Below are 25,358 nucleotides of genomic sequence, written 5' to 3' on the forward strand. Positions count from 1 at the left end.
CGAAGACGCCCGGGGGCGGCGTATTGACTGGCGACGAGTCTATCGTATTTCGCGGCTCGCAAAAGCTGGCTTTCCGGACGATGGTCGCGGCTGCAGCCCTTTGCTATCCTTGGTCATTGTGTTCGCCCGGCCCCGTCGGTGCGAGGTTCCGACGCCCGCCTCATGCTCCATCTCTTCTATTCGAACCGTCACGAAACGCTGGCCGACGCGCTGCTCGAGGATCTGGCCGCGTTCCCGGCCCGCAACGGCCCGTGGGCGCCGCAACAGGTCATCGTGCCGAGCGCGGCGCTGCGTCGCCGCCTCGAGCTCGACATCGCCGCGCGCAATGGCGTGTGCGCGAACGTCGAGTTCACGTATCTCGCGCAGTGGCTGTGGGCGCAGATCGGCCGCGTGCTGACGGTGCCCGCGCGCTCCCCGTTCGCGCCCGACCGGCTGGTGTGGCGCTGCTACCGGCTGTTCGCGCAGGCGGCCGATGGTGCGCCGTGGTTCGCATCGCCGCGGCTCGCCGCCTATCTGTCGGCGTCCGACGACGCGATGCGTTACGAGCTGGCCCATCGTGTCGCGGCCGTGCTCGATCACTACCTGACCTATCGCCCCGAATGGCTGGCCGCGTGGCAGGCCGGCGAGTCGGTGCTCGCGGGCGACGGCGCGCCGCGCGGGATCAGCGATGCCGCGCGCGACGACGAGCGCTGGCAGGCCGCGCTGTGGCGCGCGCTGCTCGCCGAGCTGAGCGACAGCGGCACGCCGCCGGCGCACCGCTTCCTCGTCGAAGCGCGCCATCTCGATGCCGATGCGGTTGCGCGCGCCGACTGGCCCGAATCGGTCAGCGTGTTCGCGCTGCCGACGATGCCGCCGCTGCACGTCGCGCTGTTGCGCGAACTGTCGCGCTGGATCGACGTGCGCGTCTATGCGCTGAACCCGTGCCGCGAATTCTGGTTCGACATCGTGACCGCCGCGCATGCCGAGGCGCTCGATGCGGCCGGGCGGCTCGATTATCAGGAAGTCGGTCATCCGCTGCTCGCCGAATGGGGCAGGCAGACACAGGCGCAATTGCACATGCTGCACGAGCTGACTGAAAGCGCGGCGTCGGGCGATGCGTCGCGGTTCGTCGAGAATCCCGCGCCCACCTGGCTCGCGCGCGTGCAGAACGCGATCCTCGAATTGCAGCCGGAGGCCGAAACCGGCGACACGCCGGTCGAGCGCGGGATCGAGGTGCATGTGTGCCACAGCCTCGCGCGCCAGCTCGAGGTGCTGCACGACCGGCTGCTCGCGTGGTTCGACGCCGATGCGAGCCTGCAGCCGTCCGACGTGCTCGTCGCGGTGGCCGATCTGGCCGCGGCCGGGCCGCTGATCGACGCGGTGTTCGGCACGGCCGGCGCCGGCGGCGCGCGGGTGCCTTACCGGATCACCGGCCTGCCGCCGTCGCAGGCGAACCCGGTCGCGCGCGTGCTGCTCGACTGGCTCGCATTGCCGGAGCGGCAGGTCGGCGCGCCGGAGCTGGTCGAATGGCTGCGCGTGGATGCGGTGGCCGCGCGCTACGACATCGATGCGGCCGCGCTCGAAACGGTGCAGACCTGGCTCGCGGCCGCCGGCGCGCGGCGCGGGCTGTCGCCGCGCGCGAGCGACGACGCGGCCGTGCCCGCGCCGCGCCATACGTTCTCCGATGCGCTCGCGCGGCTCTTTCTCGGCTATGCGATGCCCGAAGGCGCCGCGCCGATCGGTGCGTGGTTGCCGATCGAGGCGGCCACGGGCAGCGAGGCCGAACTGCTCGGCCGGCTTGCACGGTTCACCGACGATCTCGACGGCTTCGCGCGGCGGCTCGAGGAGTCGCACACGCCGCGCGGCTGGAGCGAACTGTTCGCCGACACGCTCGCGCGCTTCTTCGATTCGGGCGCCGCGTATGCCGACGCGCTGGCCGGCGTGCGCGACGCGCTCGATGCGATGCTGGCCGCGATGACGGAGGGCGCGCCCGACGAGGCGTTGCCGGCGGCCGTCGTCCGCGCGGGGCTCGCCGCGGCGCTCGACGATCCGGCCCGCGGCGGGGTGCCGTGGGGCGGCGTCACGTTCTCGTCGCTGACGAGCTTGCGCGGGCTGCCGTATCGCGTCGTCTGCCTGCTCGGGATGGACGACGGCGTGCTGCCGAGTCTCGCGCGCGCGGACGAATTCGACCTGATGGCCGTGCTGCCGAAGCTGGGCGACCGGCAGCGCCGCGACGACGAGCGCAATCTGTTCCTCGACCTGCTGCTGGCTGCCCGCGACCGGTTGCTGATCGCCTATACGGGCCGCAGCATCCGCGACAATGCGCCGTTGCCGCCCGCGGCGCTCGTCGACGAGCTGCTCGATCATCTGGCGCTCGTCACGGCCGGGCCCGACGCCGCACCGGATGCGGTCGAAGCCGCGCGGCGCGCGTTCATCGTCGAGCATCCGCTGCAACCGTTCGCGGCCGCGTATTTCGAGCCGGGCAGCGAACTCGTTTCGTACGACGCCGAGCGGGCCACGCTCGCGTCGCTGCTGGCCGCCGAAGCATCGCGCGATGGGCCGCGCGAGCAGCCGTTCTTCGCGCAGCCGCTGCCGGCCGAACCGGTCGAGCCCGTTGCGTTCAGCGAATTCGAACGTTTCTGGCGGCATCCGGCACGCGCATTGCTGCGCGGCCGGCTCGGCATCATGCTGGCCGACGCGCAGGCCGAACTGCTCGATACCGAGCCGTTCGCGCTGGATTTTGCCGGCAGCGACGCGCTGGCCGAACGTGTGCTGCCGCTCCTGATCGAAGCGGGCGACGGCGGCGTGTACGATCACGCGCTGCGCATCGCGGACGCGAGCCCCGAACTGCCCGGCGGCGCGACGGGCGCGGTGTGGCGCGACCAGGCGCTCGGTTCGATGACGCAGCTTGCGTCGAATGTGCGTCGTGCGCTGGCCGACGGCATCGAGCGGCGGCCGTTCTCGCTCACCGTCGTGCCGAAGTGGCCCGACGCCGAACAGGCGCTGTTCGGCGCCGACGACGCGATGCTGGCGGCCGACGCGGTGAGTGCGCCGCTCGAACTACACGGCACGCTGAACCGGCTGACGGCGGCCGGGCAGGTCATCTATCGCTATGCGCGGCCGAGTGCGCGCGACTACCTGTCCGCGTGGCTCGCGCATCTCGTCTACTGTGCGATCGAGCCGGGCGGCCCGCGCCGCACGCTGTGGTTCGGCAGCGGCGGTGCGTTCGAGCTGACGCCCGTCGCGGCGCCGCTCGAGCGGCTCGCGCCGCTTGCCGCGCTGTTTCGCGCGGGGCGGCGCATGCCGCTGCGGTTTTTCCCGCGCAGTGCATGGGCGCGGGTGTCCGACGGCGAGGCGAAGGCCGCGAGCGTGTGGATCAACGAGCGGGTCGTGAGCGAAGCCGACGATCCGGCCATCGCGATCGCGTGGCGTGGCGCGCATCCGTCGCTCGACGAACCGTTCGGCACGCTCGCGCGGCTCGTGTTCGAGCCGCTCGTCGAGCATCTGAAGGAGGTCGCATGAGCGCCGTGTCGCAGCCGCAGGCGCTCGAACTCGACGTGTTCGCGTGTCCGCTCGACGGCGTCAATCAGATCGAGGCGTCGGCCGGCACCGGCAAGACCTGGAACATCTGCGCGCTGTATGTGCGCCTGCTGCTCGAAAAGGATCTCGGTGCCGACGAAATCCTTGTCGTGACCTTCACGAAAGCGGCGACGGCCGAACTGCACGAGCGGATTCGCGGCCGGCTCGCGCAGCTCGCGCATGCGCTCGATACGGGCGACGACGGCGGCGATCCGTTCATCGCGCGCCTGCTCGAGACCACGCTCGGCGACGGCGGCGCGCTCGATCCCGAGACGGCCGTGAAGCGAATCCGGCGCGCGTTGCGGGCGTTCGACCAGGCCGCGATCCATACGATCCACGCGTTCTGCCAGCGCGCGCTGCAGGAAGCGCCGTTCGCGGCGGCGATGCCGTTCGCGTTCGACATGGAGGCCGACGATGCGTCGCTGCGCTTCGAGCTCGCGGCGGATTTCTGGCGCACGCGTGTCGAACCGGCGGCCGCGCGCTGGCCGGGCTTCGCGACCTGGCTCGTCGAATCGGGGGCCGGCCCGGCCGCGCTCGATGCGCAGCTCGCACGCCGGCTGAAGAAGCCGCTCGCCGCGCTGCGCTGGGACGGCGTGGCCGAGCCGGACGAAGCGGCGGAAGCGGCCGCAGCCGAATGCTTCGCGGAGGCCGCGCGGATGTGGGCGGCCGAGCGTGACGCGATCGATGCGTTGCTGCGCGCCGCGCAGCCCGTGCTGAATCAACGCTCGCATAAGCCGGACGCGGTCGCTGACGCGCTCGCCGCGTGGACGGTGCATTTCGAGCAGGGCGACGCGACGGCCGCGCTGCCGAAGGCCGCGCTGAAGCTCACGCAAACCGCGCTGACGAAGGCGACCAAGAAAGGCGGCACGACGCCCGCGCACGCGTTCTTCGACGTGGCCGACGCGCTCGAAGCGGCCGTGGCCGCAGCCGAGGCCGCGCAGCGCGCCCGCTGGCTCGCGCTGATCGCCGAATGGCTCGACATGGCGCCGGCCGAGCTGGCCGAGCGCAAGCGCACGCGACGCGTCGTGTCGTTCGACGATCTGCTCGCGAACCTGTATCACGCACTGCACGCGCATCCGTGGCTTGCCGAGACGCTGCGCGCGCGCTATCCGGCCGCGCTGATCGACGAGTTCCAAGATACCGATCCGTTGCAGTTCGCGATCTTCGACCGGATCTTCGCGCCGGGCGGCCCGCTGTTCCTCGTCGGCGATCCGAAGCAGGCGATCTACAGTTTCCGCGCGGCCGATCTGCATACCTATCTCGCCGCGCGCGCACGGGCGAGCGCGTGCTACACGCTCGCGGTCAACCAGCGCTCGACGCCTGCGATCGTCGATGCGTGCAACCGCTTCTTCCTGTCGAATCCGCGCGCGTTCGTGCTCGACGGGCTCGACTACTACGCGGTGCGCGCCGGCACGCGCGTGCGCGCGCCGTTTGTCGACGAAACCGATCCGGGCCCGGCCGGCGATTTCCGGGTGTGGGCGCTGCCGGGCGGCGAAGGCACGCTGCTCAAGCGCGAAGCGCAGGCGCAGGCCGCGCAGGCTTGCGCGGCCGAGATCGCGCGGCTGATGCGCGGCGCACGCGAAGGGCGCGTGCGGTTGGGCGACACGCCGTTGTCGCCGGGCGATATCGCGGTGCTCGTGCAGACGCACCGGCAGGGTAGCCTCGTGAAGCGCGTGCTGGCGACGTGGGGCATCGGCAGCGTCGAGCTCGCGCAGGCGTCGGTGTTCTCGACCGGCGACGCCGAGCAGCTCGAACGCGTGCTGGCGGCGATCGATGCGCCGGGCGACCTGCGGCGTCTGCGCGCGGCGCTCGCCTCCGACTGGTTCGGCCTCGATGCCGGCGCGCTGTGGCGCATGGAGCAGGGCGACGGCGGCGCGCCACCCGGCGCGTCGGCGGCCGACAGTGCCGATGCGATGAGCTGGGTCGAGCGCTTCTCGCGGTATCGGTTGCTGTGGCGCGAACGCGGCTTCGCGGTGATGTGGCGCACGTTCACGCGCGAGCTGCGGATCGCCGAACGGCTGATGGCCGGCGCGGACGGCGAGCGCCGCGTGACCGACATCAACCATCTGGCCGAGTTGACGCAGGCGCGTGCGTCCGCGCAGCCCGGCATCGCACCGACGCTGCGCTGGCTCGCCGCGCAACGGCTCGACGGCGGCGGCGAGGAAGCGCAATTGCGGCTCGAATCCGATCGCAATCTCGTGCAGATCGTCACGGTGCACAAGTCGAAGGGGCTCGAGTACGCGATCGTGTTCTGTCCGTTCCTGAACGACGGTGCGCTGCGTGAGCCGCCGTCGTCCGCGTTGCCCGATGCGCGCGAGTATCACGACGAGGCGGGCGATGCGGTGCTGCATTACGGGTGCGATGACGAAGCGGCCGCGCACGCGGCGCGGCAGGCATTGCGCGAGCAGGCCGCGGAACGCGCACGGCTCGTCTACGTCGCGCTCACGCGCGCCGTGTATCGCTGCTATGTCGTCGCCGGGCCTTACCTGTCGTCGCGCTCGACGCGCGAAGCGCGGCGCAGCGTGCTCAACTGGCTCGTCGCCGGTGCCGGCCATGCGTTCGACGCGTGGCTCGACGAGCCGCCCGACGAAGCCGCGCTCGAGGCGGCATGGCGCGCGCTCGCCGGCGGCCCCGTGTGCGTCGCGCCGCTGCCCGTGCCGGCGCGCCGCGAGCGTGTCGCGGCCGGGCACGACGCATCGCAGACGCTCGCCGCGCGTCATGCGACGCGCGTGCTGCGCGATGCGTGGCGGATGGCGAGCTTCAGTTCGTTGACCGCATCGATGGCGCGCGAGGAGGCGGGCGTCGCGGCCGTGCCCGACGACGAACTGCGGCCCGATCACGATGCGCTGGCCGCGGTGACGCCGGACGGCGAACTGATATTGGCCGATACGGTCGCGGCCGAGCCGCCGGATGACGACATCCTCGTGTTCCCGCGCGGCGCGGCGGCCGGCGAATGCCTGCACCGCCTGTTCGAGCTCAGCCGGTTCACGGAGCCCGAGTCGTGGCACAAGGCCGCGCTCGGCGCGCTGCACGACCGGCCGGTCGAGGCCGAGCCGGCGCTTGCCGCGCGCCTGCCGGCGATGATGGCGCGGCTCGTCGACGACGTCGTGCACACCGAGCTGGTGCCGGGCATGCGGCTCGTCGATCTCGATCCGGCGAAGCGGCTCGACGAAATGGGTTTCCTGTTTCCGGCGCCGTCGCTCGACCTGATGGCGCTGCGCCGGCTGCTGGTCGCGCACGGCTATCCGGACGTTGCACTGGAGGCGGGCACGCTCGCCGGTTTCATCAAGGGTTTCATCGACATGATCGTCGAACACGACGGCCGTTTCTGGATCGTCGACTGGAAGTCGAACCACCTCGGCACGACGCCGGACGCCTATGGCCCGCGCGCGCTCGACATTGCGATGGCCGATCACGCGTATCACCTGCAGGCGCTGCTCTATACGGTCGCGCTGCATCGCTACCTGCGCGGCCGGCTGCCCGATTACGACTACGACACGCACATCGCGGGTTACCTGTACCTGTTCGTGCGCGGCGTGCGGCCCGGCTGGCGCAGCGGCGGCGAACCGGCGGGCGTGCATGCACGGCGGCCCGCCCGCGGGCTGGTCGACGCACTCGACCGGATGATGGAAGGGGGCCGCGCATGACCGCATCCGACGACATGCTCGAATTTACCGGCGGCCTCGTCGCGCGGTTGCCCGAGCCGGCCGATTTCGGCATCGCGCTCGCGGAAGGCTTCGCGCGCCGCATCGGCGATCTCGCGCGGCGTGCCGGTGCGCCGTCCGCATCGGCACGCTGGGCGGCGCGCGCCGCGTTCGCGACGAGCCGCGCGACCGCCGGTGGCCACGTGTGCGTCGCGCTTGCTGCGCTCGCGCAGCGTTACGAAGCGCCGCTCGACGAGGTCCGCGCGGCGCTTGCCGCGAGCGGCGTGGTCGCGTTCGGCACGCTGGCACGCGGCGACGAACGGCCGCTGATCGTCGACCGGCACGATCATCTGTACCTGTCGCGCTATTTCGATTACGAACGGCGGCTCGCCGATGCGCTCGTCGCGCAGGCGGGCGTCGCCGCGCCGGACGAAGGCCTGTCGCCCGACCGGTTGCGCGACAGTCTCGCCCGTTACTTCGGGCCGGCTACCGGCGAAGTCGACTGGCAGCGCGTCGCGGCGATCGTCGCGCTGACCGGTCGCGTGACGATCGTCAGCGGCGGGCCGGGCACGGGCAAGACGACGACCGTCGTCGGCGTGCTCGCCTGTCTGCTCGACGCGCATCCGGGGCTGCGCATCGCGCTGGCCGCACCGACCGGCAAGGCCGCGCAGCGGATGCAGGAGGCGCTGCACGCGCGTGCCGGCGATCTGCCGCCCGAGCTCGCGGCGCGCCTGCCCGACACGTCGTACACGCTGCATCGGTTGCTGGGCGGCGGCGGGGCGGCCGGCTTCCGGCATCATCGCGACAATCCGTTGCCGTACGACCTGATCGTCGTCGACGAGGCGTCGATGATCGACGTCGCGCTCGCCGCGCATCTGCTCGACGCGCTCGCGCCGGGTGCGCGGCTCGTATTGCTGGGCGACAAGGATCAACTGGCCGCGGTCGAGGCCGGCGCCGTATTCGCGGAGCTGAGCGCGCGGCCGGCGTTCACCGCCACGGCGCGCACGCGCATCGCGCAGGCGCTGGGCGTCGACGAGGCGGCGTTCGTCGCCGCGTTGCCGGTGCCGGACGAAGCGGCGCCGGCAGCGGTTCCCGTTGCGAATCCGGTGCCCGCTGCCGCACGGGCACCGGCGCCGCCATCGGCATCCGCTCCTGTTTCGCGCAGATCGGCATCTCGGTCGAAAATCGATACGCGGCAGGCATCGCTGTTCGACGACGAACCGCAGGACGATGAAGTGTCGTCGACCGACATCGCGCCGCCGCCACCCACCGAGTCGGCACCGCTCCTCGATGCCGGCGCATCGGACGATACGCCCGCCTGGATCGAGGCCGACGAACTCGCGTGGCTCGACGCCGTCGAGCTGCCGCCGTTCGATGCGGGCGACGCGGCGCTCGCATCGGTGACTGCTGCATCGCCGTCGGCAGGTGAAGCCGCCGCGGCTGCCGCGTCCGCCATCGCGCCCGCTGCGGCGCCGCTCGCGGACTGCGTCGTGTGGCTCGAACGCAATTACCGCTTCGGGCTCGATTCGCCGATCGGACGGCTGTCGCTCGCGATCCGCCGCGGCGACGTGCAGGCGGCGCTCGATGCGCTGCCCGCCGACGATTCGGCGGCCGCATCGTTTCACGACGATGCGGGCGACACGCTGGCGTCGTCGACGGTCGAGCGGCTCGCCCGGCGCTTCGGCGCATACCTCGACGCATTGCGCGACGCGCTGGCCGCACCGGTGCCCGATCCGTTGCCGCTGTTCGACGCGCTCAACCGGTTCCGGATCCTGTGCGCGACCCGCAGCGGTTCACGCGGCGCGGAGCACGTCAATGCGCTGGTGGCCGCGCACGTCAGGCATGCGGCGCGCGTGCCGCTCGCGGTCGGTGCGCACTGGTTCACCGGGCGGCCGATCATGGTCACGCGCAACGACTATGCGCTCGGGCTGTTCAACGGCGACATCGGCATTGCATTGCCCGACGCAGATGGTGTGCTGCGCGTGTGGTTCCGGCGCGCGGACGGCACCGCGCGCGCGGTGTCGCCGGCCGCGCTGCCGCCGCACGAAACGGCGTTCGCGCTGACGGTGCACAAGTCGCAGGGCTCGGAATTCGACGAAGCGGCGCTCGTGTTGCCCGCGTCGTTCGGCCGGGTGCTCACGCGCGAGCTGGTCTATACGGCCGTCACGCGCGCCCGCACGCGCGTGCAGGTAATCGGGCCGCGGCGCGTGCTGGCGCAGGCGGTCGCGACGCGCACGCAGCGCGATTCGGGGCTCGCGGCCCGCGTCGACGAGGCGCTCGCCCGGCGCCGCACGGAGGCTTCGCGATGATGATCCGCTACACGCTCGATCCGGCCGAGGTCGAATGGACGGCCGTGCGCGCGCAGGGCGCGGGCGGCCAGAACGTGAACAAGGTATCGAGCGCGATTCACCTGCGCTTCGACATTCGCGCGTCGTCGCTGCCGCCGGTCCTCAAGGAGCGGTTGCTCGCGCTGTCCGACCAGCGCATCACCCGCGATGGCATCGTCGTGATCAAGTCGCAGGAATACCGGACCCAGGAGAAAAACCGCGAGGCCGCGCTGGCCCGGCTCGATACGCTGATCGGCAGCGTCGCGTACACGCCGCGCGCCCGGGTCGCCACGCGGCCGACGCGTGCGTCGAAGGAGCGGCGGCTCGAGCACAAGTCACGCCGCAGCGTGGTGAAGTCGGGACGCGGGAAGGTGATCGACTGACGAGCGAGGGGCCGGTGCCGGTCGCCGGCGAACCTGCGACGCGCGCGCTAAGTGCGCCGGCTAGCGCATCACGGTTCCCGCGCTGTCGAGCACGAAATCGACGCAGAACACGACGAGCCGGCTCTGCGCGCGGATCGCGACGGCGGCCGTATAGCAGTCGCGGCCTTCCGTCAGCGAGAAGTGCGGGCCCATCAGCGCGACGCGCCCGGGCGCGGCGATTGCACGCTGGAAATACGGGCGCCGCGACCAGTTGCTGTGGGTTTCCGGGAACAGCGGCGCGAGACGGGTGACGCTCGCCTGGCTGTCGTCGAGCGGGGCGCCGATCGACGGCAGGAACTGTTCGCCGGTCTCGTCCGTGACGAACACGCGGCGCGCGGCCGGCACCGCGAATACGCGTTGCGCGGCGTCGTGCAGGTTGCCGCTTGCCGAAAACGCGGCTGCGCCGCCGAGCACCAGCCGTTCGATCGCGTCGAAGCCGGGCTGTTCGGCGACCGCCGGCGTGTGCCGGCGCGCGATGAAGCGTCGCCACGCGGCGTCGAGCATCGCGGGCGCCGCCGCGCTCGCGTGCGCGATCGACGCGTCGGGCTGGCCGAACTGGAAACCCTGCACGAAATCGATGTCGGCTTCCATCAGCGCCTGCAGTGCGTCGTCGCTTTCGACGCCTTCGGCCAGCACCATCGCGCCGGCCTGGTGCAGCATCGACACGAGGTGATGCATGATGCGGCGATCGTCGGCCGAGCCGGTCGAACGCTCGACCAGCGAGCGGTCGAGCTTCACGATGTCGGGCCGTGCGCGCCACACGCGGTCGAAGTTCGAGAAGCCGGTGCCGAAGTCGTCGATCGCGATCAGGAAATCGCGATGCTGGATCATGTCGATCGTGCGGGCGAGCGCGGCTTCGTCGCGCGCCGGCTGCTCGACCACTTCCAGCACGATGCGATTCGGCGGCAGCGCGAAATGCCGGCATAGCGCTTCGACGAACTCGCGCTGCACGAGGCCCGTATCGAGCACGCGCGGCGTCACGTTCAGGAACAGCCAGCCGTCGCCGATGCCTTGCGCGACGAAGTTGGCCGTGTGCAGGCAGCGCGCGAGCCGGTCGAGCAGCAGCGCGTCGGCGTCGCCGCGTGTCTTGTCGAACAGCGCGGTGGGCGACACCAGCGTGCCGTTCCCGTCGACGACGCGCAGCAGCGCCTCGTAGCCGACGACGCGCTTGTGCGTGATCGAGAGCACGGGCTGGAACACGCTGCGCAAGGTCGTGGTGCGATAGGTGGCGAGCCAGCCCTGGGGTGTCGGCGTGAGGCGTTCGAGCAGGGCGTCGAGCGACAGGTCGCGGGTGGACTTCATGTCAACGGTGCCCGGGAGCGGACGGCGGGGCGGCGGCGCATCGCCACGCCGATGCAGCCGCATGCGCAGGCGGACGCAAAAGAACGTGGGGCATCGAGACCGCCTTCTGCGGATGAGTTTTCCGAGTGTAACGGGATTGCCGCGGCGCGCGTATCAGGGTAACTCCAGACGCAAACGGTACACCGCGATTCCGGCCCGTGCCCGGCGGTGCAGCGAGGGGCGCCGCGTGCATGCGCGCGGTGCATGACCGTCGCGAAACGAAGCGCGCCGCCGCGGCAGATGACAATCGCGCGACAGGGCCTCGGCATGACCGTGCGTCGCCGCGGCGCGACGCGCAGGCTGATGCGGGAAATCCCGGCGGCGACCGCCGCCGTCAGACGAATGGGGCGAATGTGCGCGCGTCACGATGCGATTCGCAGCCCGTCGGCACACCCGCGTCGCTTCGCCGCCGGCATTACCGCGTGACGGGCGGCCGGCGGCAGTTCGTGCGCCCGGCGCGCCGATCGTCAGGCCGCTTCGCCGCCGCGCGGGCGCACGCCGGGGATCCGCTTGATCACGCCGGTTGCGAGCGCGGTGCCGACGAGCACGATCGCACAGCCTTCGATCATCACGGCCGACACGTGTTCGCCGAGGAACAGCGCGCCCCACAGCAGCCCGAACACGGGGATCACGAACGTCACGGTAATCGCGCGGGCCGGCCCGATATGCGCGATCAGGTAGAAGAAGATGAAATATGCGATGCCCGTGCATGCGACGCCGAGGGCGAGCACCGCGCTCCATGCGTGCACGCCGACCGGCGCGGCCGGCCACGTCGCGATCGCGAACGGCAGCAGCAGGATGGTCGAGCCGATCATGCTGCCGGCCGCGTTGACGAGCGGATCGACGCCGCTGAGCTTGCGTTTCGTATAGTTGGCCGCGATGCCGTACAGCAGCGTCGCGCCGAGGGCGGCCGCGGCGGCGAGCGCGGTCGCGCCGGCGCCCGTGTCGCCGTGCGCATTCGCGATCTGGTTCCACACGAGCGTGAGCACGCCCGCAAACCCGATGACGAGACCGAGCGCGCGCGGCAGAGACAGCTTGTCCTTCAGCCACAGGTAGGCGACGAGCGCGCCCCACAGCGGCGTGGTCGCGTTGATCACCGACGTGACGCCAGCCGACAGCGTCAGTTCGGCGAACGCGAACAGGCAGAACGGGATGCCGGAATTCAGCGCGCCGACGACAAACAGCGGCCACGCATGGCGGCGCAACCGGGCGCCGAGATCGGCCGGTTTGAAGCGCGTCAGCGCGAAGCCCGCGAGAAACAGCGCGCCGATACCCACGCGCAGTGCCATCAGCGGCGCGACGCCGAAATCGACCACGCCGATCCGGATGAACAGGAAGGAGGCGCCCCACAGGGCGGCGAGCACGGTCAGCAGGAAAGCGTTCTTGGGCGACATCGATCGGCGGGGGCGGGGACGGGATGCGAGGAATCTTACACCGCGTTACCGCATCGTCGTTTCACGATCGGATGAAACGACAAGAAACGGGAATTTCGCCGCTTGCTGCTCCGGGGCGAGTAGCCGGCCGCGTGCGGCGCGGCCGATCAGTGATGACGCCAGCCGCCGCGTCCGCCGAAACCGAAATTGAGCGACAACGCCGGGCCCCAGTAACCGCCCCACGCGGGCGCATACGCCGGCGCCGGATAGTAGTAGGTGGGGGCCGGATCGACATACACGGGCGCGGGCTGTACCGGCACCGGCGCCGCCGTGTAATAGCCGCCCGGATAGTAGCCGTAGGGGTAGTAGCAGCCGGCAAGCGTCGTGCAGGCAAGCGCCGCGGCGACGAAGGTCCTGTTCATGATGTGTCTCCGGCGGAAGCCGGCCATCGGCAGATGCTTCAAGCTTAGGCCGAGTCCCGATGACACGGTATGAAAAACGGTAACCGATCATTTCCGGGCAGAGCGGCAGCGCCTGTTGCGGCACACATACGAAAACGGCGCTTCCGCATCGCGGAAACGCCGTTGAACCGACCGCCCTGCAGGTGGGCGACGCCCAACCGGCCGGTGTCGCGTTCGTTACTTGCCGACTTGGTTACCGATGATGCCGCCGGCCGCCGCACCGCCCAGCGTCGACAGCGCGTTGCCGCCGATCGCCGCGCCGGCGACGCCGCCGACACCCGCACCGATTGCCGTATCGCGCTGGCGTCGCGACATCGAATCGCAGGCCGACAGGCTGGCCACGGTCGCGACGAGCAGCGCGCATACCCCAAAACGCCGAATCGAGTTCATGATCGTTGTCCTTGTGGTAGTGAACGGAAGGCGCACGACCGGCTGGCGGCCGCGCATGTCCCCAATCTACGCGCCGTCCCATGACGCTGCTGTAAGGACTTGTTAAGGCTCGCGCGGTTTCGTAATCAATTGTTTCGCACGGCCCCGCAGGCACACGGCATGCGCAAACGACATGCGCAAAAAAGCCCGCTCGAAAGCGGGCTCCGTGCATCGCGATGCAAGCCGGTGCGGCTCGCCGCGCGCGCTTACTGACGGTGGTAGATCTCGGCGCCGGTCTTCACGAACTCGACCGCCTTGACCTCCATCCCCTTCTTCAGCGCTTCGGTTTCCGACACGCCCTGCTGCGCCGCGAATTCGCGCACGTCCTGCGTGATCTTCATCGAGCAGAAGTGCGGGCCGCACATCGAGCAGAAGTGCGCGACCTTGGCCGAATCCTTCGGCAGCGTCTCGTCGTGGAATTCGCGCGCCTTGTCCGGGTCGAGACCGATGTTGAACTGGTCTTCCCAGCGGAACTCGAAGCGCGCCTTCGACAGCGCGTTGTCGCGCACCTGCGCGCCCGGGTGACCCTTCGCGAGGTCGGCGGCGTGCGCGGCGAGCTTGTACGTGATGATGCCTTCCTTCACGTCGTCCTTGTTCGGCAGGCCGAGGTGTTCCTTCGGCGTCACGTAACACAGCATCGCGGTGCCGAACCAGCCGATCATCGCGGCGCCGATGCCGGACGTGATGTGGTCGTAACCCGGCGCGATGTCGGTGGTGAGCGGCCCGAGCGTGTAGAACGGCGCTTCCTTGCACCAGTCGAGCTGGAGATCCATGTTCTCCTTGATCAACTGCATCGGCACATGGCCGGGGCCTTCGATCATCACCTGCACGTCGTGCTTCCACGCGATCTGCGTGAGTTCGCCGAGCGTCTTCAGTTCGCCGAGCTGCGCTTCGTCGTTCGCGTCGTAGATCGAGCCGGGACGCAGGCCGTCGCCGAGCGAGAAGCTCACGTCGTACGCCTTCATGATCTCGCAGATCTCTTCGAAGTGTTCGTACAGGAAGCTTTCCTTGTGATGCGCGAGACACCACTTCGCCATGATCGAGCCGCCGCGCGACACGATGCCCGTCATCCGGTTCGCGGTGAGCGGCACGTACTGCAGGCGCACGCCCGCATGGATCGTGAAGTAGTCGACGCCTTGCTCGGCCTGCTCGATCAGCGTGTCGCGGAAGATTTCCCAGGTGAGATCCTCGGCCTTGCCGTTGACCTTTTCGAGTGCCTGGTAGATCGGCACCGTGCCGATCGGCACCGGGCTGTTGCGGATGATCCACTCGCGCGTTTCATGGATGTGCTTGCCGGTCGACAGGTCCATCACCGTGTCGCCGCCCCAGCGGATCGCCCACGTCATCTTGTCGACTTCCTCGCCGATCGACGACGTGACGGCCGAGTTGCCGATGTTCGCGTTGATCTTCACGAGGAAGTTGCGGCCGATGATCATCGGCTCGGATTCCGGGTGGTTGATGTTCGCCGGGATGATCGCGCGGCCGCGCGCGACTTCGTCGCGCACGAATTCCGGCGTGATCTCGGCCAGCGCGTTCGCGCCGAAGGCCGCGGCGCCGAACGCCTGGCCCGGATGCTGGCGGCCCATCATCGCGGCGAGCTTCGCGCCGTTCGGGCCGCTCGACTTCAGGCTCTCGATGTACTCGGCGCGGCGCTGGTTCTCGCGGATCGCGATGTATTCCATTTCCGGCGTGATGATGCCCTGGCGCGCATAGTGCATCTGCGTGACGTTCTTGCCGGCCTGCGCGCGGCGCGGGTTGCGGTGCAGGCCCGGGAAACGCAGCTCGGCCGTGGCCGGATCGGCCGCGCGCTCGAGGCCGTACTGGCTCGACAGGCCGGGGAGCACTTCGGTGTCGCCGCGCGCTTCGATCCAGCGCTGGCGCAGCGCCGGCAGGCCCGCGCGGATGTCGATCTTCGCGTCCGGATCGGTGTACGGGCCCGACGTGTCGTACACGTAGATCGGCGGATTCTTCTCGCCGCCGAAGCCGGTCGGCGTGTCGGCCTGCGTGATTTCGCGCATCGGCACGCGGATGTCGGGTTGCGAACCGGTCACATACACCTTGCGCGAATTGGGCAGCGGCGCGACAGCAGCGGCATCGACGTGGGCGTCGGCGGACAGAAACTTCGGATTGGCGTTCATGCAATCTCCTGATGTGGGGCGCTAGCTAAGCAGGAGACGAGATTCGTGAGGCGGCGGGTTTCGTCAGAGGGATGGCGGCGAAATCCGTACGCTTCCCTGCGCTGGCATTATCCAGATCAGGTTCAAAGGGTATTTCTCACCCGCAATGCCGGTTGTTTGACCGAACGCATTGCAGGACCCCCGCGTTAGCAAGGGCACACGATACACCGGCTTGGCGGTGGTTTCAACCGGGTGCGGCGCGGATGCCGCCGGGCGATGGCCCGCTCGTGGCCGCCGCCGTGCGCACGGTGCGCCGCAGCAAGCGTTGCCGTCGACCCGCCACGCGGCCCCGGACACAAGCGGCGCGCAGTGCAGCATTTCCTTCCCTTATTCCCGGCTTCGAAAAAATTTTCGCAAGCGCTGTCATTTCCGGCCGCGTGCTCCGTCTATTCGACTCCTAAACCCATGTATCGGAGAGATGTCATGAAAAACGTATTCGTCGCCGCCTGTGTCGCCGCACTCGCCACGATTGCCACGGGGGCCTACGCGCAGAACGATGCGATGTCGAAGGACGGCATGTCGATGTCGAAGGACGCGATGGGCCACGACGCGATGGCGAAGGACGGCGCGATGAAGAAGGACGGCATGAAGAAGCATGCGATGAAGAAGGATGCGATGGGCCACGACGCGATGAAGAAGGGCGACGCGATGAAGAAGGACGCGATGAGCCCGTCGAACTGACGAATGCGGGCGGGGCGCGGCCGCCCGGTTACCGGCGCGCGTCGCGTCCCGCTGCATCATCCCGGGAGTCTTCATCATGCAAACGGTTCCTGTCACGGATCGCGCGGGCGCGCCGCCGCCCGCACCGACGATCCATCCGCGCTGGGTGCGCGCGAGCCATTGGCTCAACGCGCTCGCGGCGGTCCTGATGGCGTTGTCCGGCTGGCGCATCTACGACGCGTCGCCGATCTATCCGTCGTTCACGTTCGCGCACGGCATCACGCTGGGCGGCTGGCTCGGCGGTGCGCTGCAATGGCATTTCGCGGCGATGTGGCTACTGGTCGGCAACGGGCTGTTCTACCTCGCGATGTCGATCGCGACCGGGCGCTTCGCGCGCAAGTTGCTGCCCGTGACGCCCGCGTCGGTGTGGCGCGACGTACGCGCCGCGCTCGGCGGGCGGCTGTCGCACGACGACCTGAGCGTCTACAACGCGGTGCAGCGTGCCGCATACCTGACCGCGATCGTCGATCTCGTCGTGCTGGTGCTGTCGGGGCTCACGATCTGGAAGTCCGTGCAGTTCCCGCTGTTGCGCGAATTGTTCGGCGGTTACGACAACGCGCGCATCGTGCACTTCTGGGCGATGGGGCTGCTGGTCGCATTCGTGGTCGTCCACGTCGCGATGGCGTTGCTGGTGCCGCGCTCGCTGCTCGCGATGCTGCGCGGCCGCTGACCCGCGCGTCGCGGGCGAAGGAAATCATCATGTCGGAATCCGAAAAAAACCGGAGCGCGCCGCGCTGGACGCTCGACCGGCAATCGCTCGAGCTCGACGTGCGCCGCACGCTCGAGATGCCGTCGCGACGCCTCTTCAACCGGCGCGTGCTGACGCTCGGCGGCCTCGCGATGCTGACCGGCTGCACGCTGCAGGACGACGCGTCGGTCAACACGTTCCTCGAGAAAGTGTCGCGCATGAACGATCGCGTGCAGGCCTGGCTGTTCAATCCCGACCGGCTCGCGCCGACCTATGCCGAAGCCGACATCACGCGACCGTTTCCGTTCAACGCGTACTACGGGATCGACGACGTGCCGCACGTCGACGAATCGACGTATCGGCTCGTGTTGTCCGGCCGTGTAACGGGCAAGCGCGTGTGGACGCTCGACGAGCTTCGCGCGCTGCCGCACGCGGAACAGATCACGCGGCACATCTGCGTGGAAGGGTGGAGTGCGATCGGCCGCTGGGGCGGCACGCCGTTCGGCGCATTCCTCGCGCGCGCCGGCGCCGACACGCAGGCGAAATACGTCGGCTTCAAGTGCGCGGACGACTACTACGAAAGCATCGACATGCCGACCGCGCTGCATCCGCAGACGCTGCTCGCGTTCGAATACGACGGCCGTCGGCTGCCGCCCGAATACGGTTTCCCGATGAAGCTGCGGATGCCGACCAAGCTCGGCTACAAGAACCCGAAGCACATCATGGAAATCTTCGTGACCGATACGTTCCCGGGCGGCTACTGGGTCGATCAGGGCTACAACTGGTTCGGCGGATCGTGAGCGGTGCGCGCGGCGTGCACCGCGTGCGTATGCGTCACGCGGAATCGCGCACCTGCAGATCGACGCGCAGGCCGACTGCCGAGGCCATGTTCACGAGCGCGTCGAGCCCGAACAGGTTGATCTTGCCGCGCATCAGGTCGGAGACGCGCGGCTGCGTGACGCCCAGCTGCTTCGCGGCCTCGGCCTGACTCAGTTCGAGCCGCGCGATGCGCTGCTTGAGCGCGATCATCAGTTCGGAGCGCAGCTTCATGTTCGCGGCTTCCGGCGGCTCGCGCTCGATTGCGTCCCAGACGTTCGCGTAACGTTCATCGGTCATCGTTTCAACTCCATCATCAGCGTCCGATAGCGGCGGGCGGCGAGGTCGATATCGGTCTTGTTCGTGCGCGTCGATTGCTTGCGCAAGCAGTGCAGGACGTAGACCGCCTCGGTGAAAGTCGCGACGTAGACGATCCGGAATGCGCCGCTTGCATGGCGCAGGCGAATTTCCCGCACGCCGACGCCGATCGTGCGCATCGGTTTCCAGTCGTCGGGCGCGAGGCCGCGCTGCACCTGATCGATCGGGTGGCCGGCTTCGCGTCGCGCAGGCAACGGAAAGCCGCGGAGATCGGCCAGCGCGCTGCCGACGAAAACGACGGGCTTCGGCGGAAGAATGTCTGGATTATACAAAATTTTGTATAGTCTGTGCAGGTGTCGGAAAGAAGCCGCGGGCGCCACCAGGAGCGCGCGCCGTCCGTCACGATAGGCGCGTCACGACGCGCCGACGCACAAACTGGTCGTCAGGCCGATTCAAGGGGGGCGAATGGCGGCGCCGGCGCTCCGCGCCTTGCGTATCCGGCCCCGGATTTCGCCGCACCGCCGCGCGAAAAATGTCGCGCCGAAACATCAGTCGATAGGCTTTCAGACAGGTCCGACGATGCTTTCGAATCCTTGATGCCATAATGCCGAGCGTGTGCAGCCGACGCGGGTGCGCACGTTTTTTTTGCCCGTTTTTGTCCCTTTGCCGCCGCTTGCCGGTTCTCTTTCGTCGCCGTTCGCACTGCCATGTCGTTCCGCACGTTCGCTTTGCCTTCCCGGTCCCGCGTGGACCGTTTGCCGGCATCGTCGGCGTCTTTCAGCGGAGCACGCAGCGTGACGTGCGGGCGGGCTGCACGATGACGCCGCTCGACCGCCTCCTCGATTTCCTTGCCCGCTTTTCGTTCCGGATCCGCCTGCCGCAAAGCCGCGGCGGCCGCGTGGCGCTCGCGCTCGTCTTCATCTATTTCGTCTGGGGCTCGACCTACAGCGGGCTGCATTTCGCGCTGCAGTCGTTCCCGCCGCTGCTGCTGTCGGGGCTGCGCAACCTGCTCGGCGGGATCGGCCTGTTCATCTTCGCGCTGCGGCGCAAGCCCGAATGGCCGACGCTGCTGGAAATCCGCAACTCGGCGATCGTCGGCACGATGCTCGTCGCGCTGTCGTCCGGCACGATCGCGCTCGGCATGCGCACGGTCAGCAGCGGTTCGGCCGCGGTGATGGTGGCCACGGTGCCGCTGTTCGCGACCGTGATCGCGGCGGTGGCCGGGCGGCCGGTGACGAAGGGCGAATGGGCGGCCGTCGCGCTCGGGATGGTCGGCATCGTCGTGCTGAATTCGGGCGGCGCGGCCGCCGCGAATTCGGCGCTCGGCACGATCTGCGTGCTGGCCGGCGCACTGTTCTGGGCGGGCGGCGCGCATCTCGCGACGCGCCTCAAGCTGCCGTCCGACCTGTTCCTGTCGACGTCGCTGCAGATCGGCCTCGGCGGGCTGATGTCGACGATCGTCGCGTGGCTGCTCGGCGAACGCGTCGAGCAACTGGCCGTCGGGCCCGTGTTCGCGTTCGCGTACCTGATGGTGTTCTGCACGATGGCCGCGTACGTCGCGTACGGCTACCTGATCCGCCACACGAGCCCGATCATCGCGAGCAGCTGCATGTACGTGAACCCGATCGTCGCGGTCGCGCTCGGCGCGCTGCTGCTGGGCGAGCCGGTGACGATGGCGACCGTGGTCGCGACCGTCGCGATCCTCGGCAGCGTCGGGTTGTCGTTCTTGTTCGATCCGGCGCGCCGGCCCGCGGCGGCGGCGACCAGTTCGCCGGCCGTGGCGGCCGAGCAGGCGCCGACGGCGGACGCTTCGCCCGTCGCCGAGCCGATCGCCGCGCCGGAGGCGGCGCCGATCCTCGCGCCTTCGGCTGTTCCGCTCGCGGTGCCGACGCCCGCAGCGGTGATGGATCCCGCCGCGGTGATCGATCCGGCCCCGGCGTTCGCGCCGCCGCCCGCCGCCGTCGAGCCGGCCGCGTCGCGCACCGACGCGTGACGCCGCCGTGGCCGGTCGCGCTCAGCCGCGCCGGCCGCCGCGATGGTGGAACCAGCCGGCGAGCGCCGTAAACAGCAGGCCGGCCGCGCACATGCCGGTCCAGCCGAACGCGCGCCATGCGGCGACGCCGGCCGACGAGCCGAGCGCGCCGCCGATGAAATAGCACACCATGTACACCGTGTTGACGCGGCTGCGCGCCTCGGGCTTCAGCGCATAGATGCGCGACTGGTTCGAGATCTGCGCGGCCTGTACGCCCACGTCCAGCACGATCACGCCGATCACGAGCCCGACGAGGCTCGATCCCGACAGCGCGAAGATCACGAACGACAGCGCGAGCAGCGCGATCGCGAGCGAGATGATCGCGCGCGGGCCGCGCTGGTCCGCGAAGCGGCCCGCATACGGCGCGGCGAGCGCGCCCGCGGCGCCGACGATCCCGAACAGGCCGGCCGCCTGCGGGCCAAGATGGAACGGCGCGCCGGCGAGCAGCAGCGTGAGCACCGGCCAGAACGCGCTGAACGCCGCGAACAGCGCGGCGCCCGTCAGCGACGCCTCGCGCAGCCCGCGCAGTTCGACGGCCAGATGCCACATCGAACCGAGCAGCTTGCCGTACGACAGCGTCGACGTCGGCGAGCTGCGCGGCAGCCTCAGCACGATCACGACGGCGAGCGCGACGAGCGCCGCGACCGACGCGGCGAACACCGCGCGCCAGCCGAAATACTCGGCGACGAAGCCGGCGGCGGTACGCGCGAGCAGGATGCCGAGCAGCAGGCCGCTCATCACGGTGCCGACCGCGTGGCCGCGTTCGGCCGGCGGCGCGATTTCGGCGGCGAACGGCACGGCCTGCTGCGCGATGGTCGCGAGGATGCCGATAGCGAGGCTGGCGACCGCGAGCACGGCCAGCGACGGCGCGGCGGCCGCCACGATCAGCGCGATCGAGAGCCCGGCGATCTGCAGCAGGATCAGCCCGCGGCGATCAAAACGGTCGCCGAGCGGCGCGAGCAGGAACATGCCGGCCGCGTAACCCAGCTGCGTCGCGGTCGGTACCGCGCCGATCCACGATGCGCCATCCGGAAAGGCCGAACGGAAGCTGTCGAGCAGCGGCTGGTTGTAGTAGATGTTCGCGACCGACACGCCCGCGATCGTCGCGAGCAGCAACAGCAGGCTGCGCGAGTAGTGGGGCGAGGCGGCGTCGGTCGGACGGTCGGTGGAGGAAGTGGACATGGCGGCAGGCACGGAGTTGGGCGGCCCGGCAGGCGGCGCACGCATCAGGTGCGCCGGCGAGCCGGGCGCCGGTCGAGGCTGCCGATCATACCGGAGCGACGTGAATCCTGCCGGCGGCAGCCGGCGCGACGGGCCGGCTACCGCCCGTCACGGCACGCGCCGCGCGTCCCGTGGTCAGTCGACCAGCTCGCCCGTCGGCTCGTAGAACGGATACGGCCCCGCGCCTTCGTCCACATAGACGTGATGCGACGTCATTCCCGTATCGGGTGCATGGTGGTGGACCGCGAACGCCGGCGGTTCGAGCCGGAACGCGGATGGCCCATCGGCCCGCAGGTCGAAGGCGACCTGGTGCGCGGGCGACGGCACCGCGGACGCGAGCGTGCCGCCGAAGCGCGTGAACATCGTGCGGTGCACGTGACCGCACAGTACGCGCTCGACGTTCGGATGACGGCGCAGCAGTGCGTCGAGTTTCGCGGCGGCGGCGGGCGCGAGACGCAGCTTGTCCATGTGGCCGATGCCCGACACGAACGGCGGGTGATGCAGCGCGACGATCACCGGCCGCTCGCGTGCGGCGTCGAGCTGTGCGGCGAGCCACGCGAGCCGTGCGTCGCACAGGTCGCCATGGCTCGCGCCCGGCACCTGCGAATCGAGCGCGAGCACGCGCACCGCGCCGACGTCGAGCGCGTATTGCACGAATTCGCCGTCCTGCAACTCGGCGCGATCGGCGAACGCGCGGCGCAATCCGGCGCGGTCGTCGTGATTGCCGATCATCAGGTAGTACGGGATCTCGAGCGCCGCGAGCAGCCCGCGCAGGTTGCCGTATTCGTCGTCATGGCCGAAGTCGGTCAGGTCGCCGGTGACGAGCACGGCGTCGGGCCGCGGCACGAGCGCATTCAGCTTCGCGATGCAGCGCGCGAGCGCGGCCGCCGTGTCGACGCGCCGGTACGCGAGCTGGCCCGGACGCTTGATGTGGAGATCGCTGATTTGAGCAAGCAGCATCGTCGTTCCTCGGAATCGTCTGGTTGTTGTCGCGGCGGTGTGCGCCGCCGTGGGGTGCTGCATGAATGATGCCCGATCGACGCCTTACGCGCCGAGCGCGATCAGACCTTCCGGCGCGATCGCGAGGCCGACCGCCGTGCCGCGTGCGAGCGCGATGCGGCCCGGCACGTCGATCACGAGCGCGTCGGGTGCCGCATGCTCGATCGTGAGGCGCGTGCGCTCGCCGAGGAACGCGCACGCGCCGACCGCGCCGCGCAGCGGCGCATGCGCGGGATCGGCGAGCTGCGCGTCCTCGGGGCGGAAGAACCATTCGTCGGCCGCATGCGGCGTGACGATCGCGCCGCCGGTCGTTTCGAGCGCGCCGTCGCGCCACTGGCCCGCCAGCCGGTTCAGCGTGCCGATGAACTGCGCGACCGTGCGGTTCGCGGGGTGGTAGTAGATCTCGCGCGGCGTGCCGATCTGCTCGATGCGGCCCGCGCCCATCACGACGATCCGGTCGCCGAGTTCCATCGCTTCGGCCTGGTCGTGCGTGACGTAGACGGTCGTCACGCCGAGCGTGCGCAGCAGCGTGTTCATGTCGCGGCGCAGCACGTCGCGCAGCTTCGCGTCGAGCGCGGTCAGCGGTTCGTCGAGCAGCAGCACGCGCGGCCGCACCGCGAGCGCGCGCGCCAGCGCGACGCGCTGACGCTGGCCGCCCGACAGTTGATCGACCGGTTTGTCCGCGTGCGCGTCGAGCCGCATCATCGAGAGCAGCTCGTCGACGCGTTCGCGCAACGCACGCGGCTCGGTCTTGCGGATCTTCAGCCCGTAGCCGACGTTGCCGCGCACCGTCAGGTTCGGAAACAGCGCGTAGTTCTGGAACACCATGCCGACCTGCCGGCGCTCGATCGGAAGCAGGGTGACGTCGTCGTCGCCGAACGCGATGGTGCCGCCGGCATCGGGTGTGTCGAGGCCCGCGATCAGGCGCAGCGTGGTCGTCTTGCCGCAGCCCGACGGCCCGAGCAGCACGAGCGTTTCGCCGGCGCCGATCGACAGGTCGAGCGGTTCGAGCACGCGTGTGCCGCGGAAGGTCTTCGCGCAGCCGGTGAGGGTGATGGGAGTGGAATCGAGTTTCATGTCTGCGAAAAAATCAGCGCGGGCGCTGCTTCGGCGCGCGCGTACCGGACGGATCGACGCCGAGCCACTGCATCGCGACGAGCAGCGGCAGCGTCATCAGCAGGAACAGGATCGTGTACGCGCTGCCGACTTCGAGCCGCAGCGACGCATACGTATCGGCGAGCCCGACCGGCAGCGTCTTGGTGTCGGGCGTGTGCAGCATCCACGTGAGGTTGAATTCGCCGATCGACAGCGTGAGCACCGCGAGCGCGCCCGCGACGATGCCGGGCCGCAGGTTCGGCAGCACGATCGTGACGAAGCGCGTGACGAACGACGCGCCGAGGCTCGCCGCGCCTTCCTCGAGCGTGCGCAGGTCGGCGCCGGCCGCGACGGCTGCGACCGCGCGCACCATGAACGGCAGCGTGAACACGACGTGGCCGACGACGATGAACCACAGGCTCATCCGGAACGCGGTGAAGCCGCCGTACACGACCAGCAGCGCGAGCGCCGAAGCCAGCCCCGGCAGCGCGACCGGCAGCACCAGCGCTTCCTCGATCGCACGCGCGATGCGGTGCTTGCTGCGCGCGAGCGCATAGCCGGCCGGCACGCCGACCGCGAGCACGATCGCGAGCGTCGCGAACGCGACGTAGAGCGACAGCGCGACCGAGCCGTGATACTGCTGCCACACCTGCTCGAGCCAGCGCAGCGTGAGGCCGCTCGACAGGCCGCGGAAATAGTTGACGGTCAGCCCCGCGAGCACCGACATCACGACGGGCACGATCAGGAACGCGCACAGCAGCAGCGTGACGCCCCATTGCAGCGCGGCGATCGCGCGTGCTCCCGCGACGCGCGGTGCGTGCCGGGCGGCAGGCTTCGCGGGCAAGGAAGCCGGAACAGGGGCCGGGGCGGGCGCGGACGAGCCGGAAAGCGATGGCATGCGGAAATCCTCAGGCCGCGGCGGCGGCGGTATGGCCGGTGAAGCGCCGCGCGAGCGCGAGCACGGCCCAGGTGACGATGCCGAGCACGATCGACAGCCCGGCCGCCGTCGCGATGTTCGCGTTCAGCGTGAATTCGGTATAGATCGTCATCGGCAACACGTTCAGGTCGGTGGCGAGCGTAAACGCCGTGCCGAACGCGCCCATCGCGGTCGCGAAGCAGATCGCGCCGGCCGCGATCAGGCCCGGCGCGAGCGCCGGCAGCACGATGTCGACGAAGATGCGCCACGGCGACGCGCCGAGCGAACGCGCGGCTTCCTCGAGCGACGCGTCGAGCTTCGACGCGGCCGCGATCACGGTGACGATCACGCGCGGGATCGAGAAGTACAGGTAGCCGATGAACAGGCCCGCCACCGAATACGCGAAGACCCACTTGTCGCCGGTGAGCTTCGCCGACAGCATGCCGATCAGCCCCTGGCGCCCGGCGAGCATGATCACCATGAAGCCGACGACGACACCCGGGAACGCGAGCGGAAACGTGAGCAGCGCGAGCAGCACGCGCTTGCCGGCGAATTCGCGGCGCGCGAGCAGCAGGCCCGAGATCGTCGACAGCGCGAGCGTCGCGAGCGTGACGCCCGCGGACAGCGCGACCGTCTCGCCGAGGCTCTTCATGTAGCGGGCATTGCCGAGCAGCGCCGCATAGTGCGAGAAGAACGCGCCGTCGGCGGACACTTGCACGAGCGACGCCATCGGCAACAGCCAGAACGCGACGAATACCGCCAGCGCCGGCGCGACGAGCGCGACGCGCCAGCGCAGCGGAAAAGTCAGGTCGAGCATGACG

21 protein-coding genes and 1 riboswitch are annotated in these 25,358 nt (G+C 69.9%); of the genes, 9 read left to right on the plus strand and 12 right to left on the minus strand.

The window, feature by feature from the left end; genetic code table 11:
• Positions 1–162 precede the first annotated feature (162 nt).
• The 4 genes from recC to arfB are packed head-to-tail and all read left to right on the plus strand — an operon-like array spanning position 163 to position 9,912.
• A complete protein-coding gene (gene recC / locus MMB92_RS10725; RefSeq protein ID WP_205672021.1) occupies positions 163–3,501 on the plus strand; it encodes an exodeoxyribonuclease V subunit gamma in 3,339 nt (1,112 codons plus the stop codon).
• Positions 3,498–7,205: an exodeoxyribonuclease V subunit beta gene (recB, locus tag MMB92_RS10730; RefSeq protein WP_060211588.1), complete on the plus strand. Its 3,708-nt coding sequence runs from the start codon at positions 3,498–3,500 to the stop codon at positions 7,203–7,205. Before recC ends, recB begins: the two co-directional genes overlap by 4 nt.
• Entirely contained in the window at positions 7,202–9,511 is a 2,310-nt protein-coding gene (locus MMB92_RS10735) for an AAA family ATPase (RefSeq protein WP_264835445.1), read from the plus strand. Before recB ends, MMB92_RS10735 begins: the two co-directional genes overlap by 4 nt.
• Entirely contained in the window at positions 9,508–9,912 is a 405-nt protein-coding gene (arfB, locus tag MMB92_RS10740) for an alternative ribosome rescue aminoacyl-tRNA hydrolase ArfB (protein WP_006483724.1), read from the plus strand. Before MMB92_RS10735 ends, arfB begins: the two co-directional genes overlap by 4 nt.
• 60 nt (positions 9,913–9,972) lie before the next feature.
• On the opposite strand, the gene MMB92_RS10745 is transcribed toward arfB, so the two are convergent.
• Positions 9,973–11,253, minus strand: coding sequence for an EAL domain-containing protein (locus MMB92_RS10745; protein WP_006483719.1), 1,281 nt, complete (start codon positions 11,251–11,253; stop codon positions 9,973–9,975).
• Positions 11,254–11,496: 243 nt separating this feature from the next.
• Between MMB92_RS10745 and MMB92_RS10750 the strand changes: the two genes are divergently transcribed.
• A complete protein-coding gene (locus MMB92_RS10750) occupies positions 11,497–11,718 on the plus strand; it encodes a hypothetical protein (RefSeq protein WP_156908305.1) in 222 nt (73 codons plus the stop codon).
• Positions 11,719–11,759: 41 nt separating this feature from the next.
• Here MMB92_RS10750 and MMB92_RS10755 read toward each other — a convergent pair whose 3' ends face one another.
• The 4 genes from MMB92_RS10755 to thiC all read right to left on the minus strand — a co-directional run bounded on the left by MMB92_RS10755 (position 11,760) and on the right by thiC (position 15,693).
• Positions 11,760–12,686 carry a DMT family transporter gene (locus tag MMB92_RS10755; RefSeq protein WP_006483721.1) on the minus strand — a complete coding sequence of 309 codons (927 nt, stop codon included), beginning with the start codon at positions 12,684–12,686 and terminating at the stop codon, positions 11,760–11,762.
• Between the two features lie 146 nt (positions 12,687–12,832).
• Positions 12,833–13,087: a hypothetical protein gene (locus tag MMB92_RS10760; RefSeq protein ID WP_011545019.1), complete on the minus strand. Its 255-nt coding sequence runs from the start codon at positions 13,085–13,087 to the stop codon at positions 12,833–12,835.
• Positions 13,088–13,303: 216 nt separating this feature from the next.
• Entirely contained in the window at positions 13,304–13,516 is a 213-nt protein-coding gene (locus MMB92_RS10765; RefSeq protein WP_011545020.1) for a glycine zipper 2TM domain-containing protein, read from the minus strand.
• 245 nt (positions 13,517–13,761) lie between these two features.
• Entirely contained in the window at positions 13,762–15,693 is a 1,932-nt protein-coding gene (thiC, locus tag MMB92_RS10770) for a phosphomethylpyrimidine synthase ThiC (RefSeq protein ID WP_006483722.1), read from the minus strand.
• A 75-nt stretch (positions 15,694–15,768) separates the two neighbouring features.
• Positions 15,769–15,885, minus strand: a riboswitch (TPP riboswitch).
• Between the two features lie 270 nt (positions 15,886–16,155).
• Between thiC and MMB92_RS10775 the strand changes: the two genes are divergently transcribed.
• From MMB92_RS10775 to MMB92_RS10785, 3 genes are all read left to right on the plus strand, one after another.
• A complete protein-coding gene (locus tag MMB92_RS10775; protein ID WP_006483713.1) occupies positions 16,156–16,413 on the plus strand; it encodes a pentapeptide MXKDX repeat protein in 258 nt (85 codons plus the stop codon).
• A gap of 76 nt (positions 16,414–16,489) precedes the next feature.
• Positions 16,490–17,122 carry a cytochrome b/b6 domain-containing protein gene (locus tag MMB92_RS10780; RefSeq protein WP_006483711.1) on the plus strand — a complete coding sequence of 211 codons (633 nt, stop codon included), beginning with the start codon at positions 16,490–16,492 and terminating at the stop codon, positions 17,120–17,122.
• A gap of 29 nt (positions 17,123–17,151) precedes the next feature.
• On the plus strand, positions 17,152–17,940 hold the full coding sequence (locus MMB92_RS10785) for a molybdopterin-dependent oxidoreductase (protein ID WP_006497663.1): 789 nt from the start codon (positions 17,152–17,154) through the stop codon (positions 17,938–17,940).
• Between the two features lie 34 nt (positions 17,941–17,974).
• Here MMB92_RS10785 and MMB92_RS10790 read toward each other — a convergent pair whose 3' ends face one another.
• A complete protein-coding gene (locus MMB92_RS10790; protein ID WP_058901296.1) occupies positions 17,975–18,256 on the minus strand; it encodes an XRE family transcriptional regulator in 282 nt (93 codons plus the stop codon).
• Positions 18,253–18,606, minus strand: coding sequence for a type II toxin-antitoxin system RelE/ParE family toxin (locus MMB92_RS10795; RefSeq protein ID WP_006497661.1), 354 nt, complete (start codon positions 18,604–18,606; stop codon positions 18,253–18,255). The genes MMB92_RS10790 and MMB92_RS10795 overlap by 4 nt, the downstream gene beginning before the upstream one ends.
• 485 nt (positions 18,607–19,091) lie before the next feature.
• On the opposite strand from MMB92_RS10795, the gene MMB92_RS10800 reads away from it, so the two are divergent.
• Positions 19,092–20,267, plus strand: coding sequence for an EamA family transporter (locus MMB92_RS10800; protein ID WP_012492452.1), 1,176 nt, complete (start codon positions 19,092–19,094; stop codon positions 20,265–20,267).
• A 21-nt stretch (positions 20,268–20,288) separates the two neighbouring features.
• Here MMB92_RS10800 and MMB92_RS10805 read toward each other — a convergent pair whose 3' ends face one another.
• From MMB92_RS10805 to MMB92_RS10825, 5 genes are all read right to left on the minus strand, one after another.
• Positions 20,289–21,488, minus strand: a complete 1,200-nt coding sequence (locus MMB92_RS10805; protein ID WP_034201846.1) for an MFS transporter — start codon at positions 21,486–21,488, stop codon at positions 20,289–20,291.
• 174 nt (positions 21,489–21,662) lie between these two features.
• A complete protein-coding gene (locus MMB92_RS10810) occupies positions 21,663–22,487 on the minus strand; it encodes a phosphodiesterase (RefSeq protein WP_125333245.1) in 825 nt (274 codons plus the stop codon).
• Between the two features lie 84 nt (positions 22,488–22,571).
• Positions 22,572–23,603: an ABC transporter ATP-binding protein gene (locus MMB92_RS10815; protein WP_069352677.1), complete on the minus strand. Its 1,032-nt coding sequence runs from the start codon at positions 23,601–23,603 to the stop codon at positions 22,572–22,574.
• A gap of 13 nt (positions 23,604–23,616) precedes the next feature.
• On the minus strand, positions 23,617–24,519 hold the full coding sequence (locus MMB92_RS10820; protein WP_006481771.1) for an ABC transporter permease subunit: 903 nt from the start codon (positions 24,517–24,519) through the stop codon (positions 23,617–23,619).
• Between the two features lie 10 nt (positions 24,520–24,529).
• Complete coding sequence (locus MMB92_RS10825; protein ID WP_006481841.1) at positions 24,530–25,354, minus strand: ABC transporter permease; 825 nt, start codon at positions 25,352–25,354, stop codon at positions 24,530–24,532.
• Positions 25,355–25,358: the final 4 nt, after the last annotated feature.

Origin of the sequence: Burkholderia sp. IO2 (genome assembly GCF_029522185.1) — a bacterium.
In the GTDB taxonomy this organism is placed as follows: Bacteria; Pseudomonadota; Gammaproteobacteria; order Burkholderiales; family Burkholderiaceae; genus Burkholderia; species Burkholderia cenocepacia.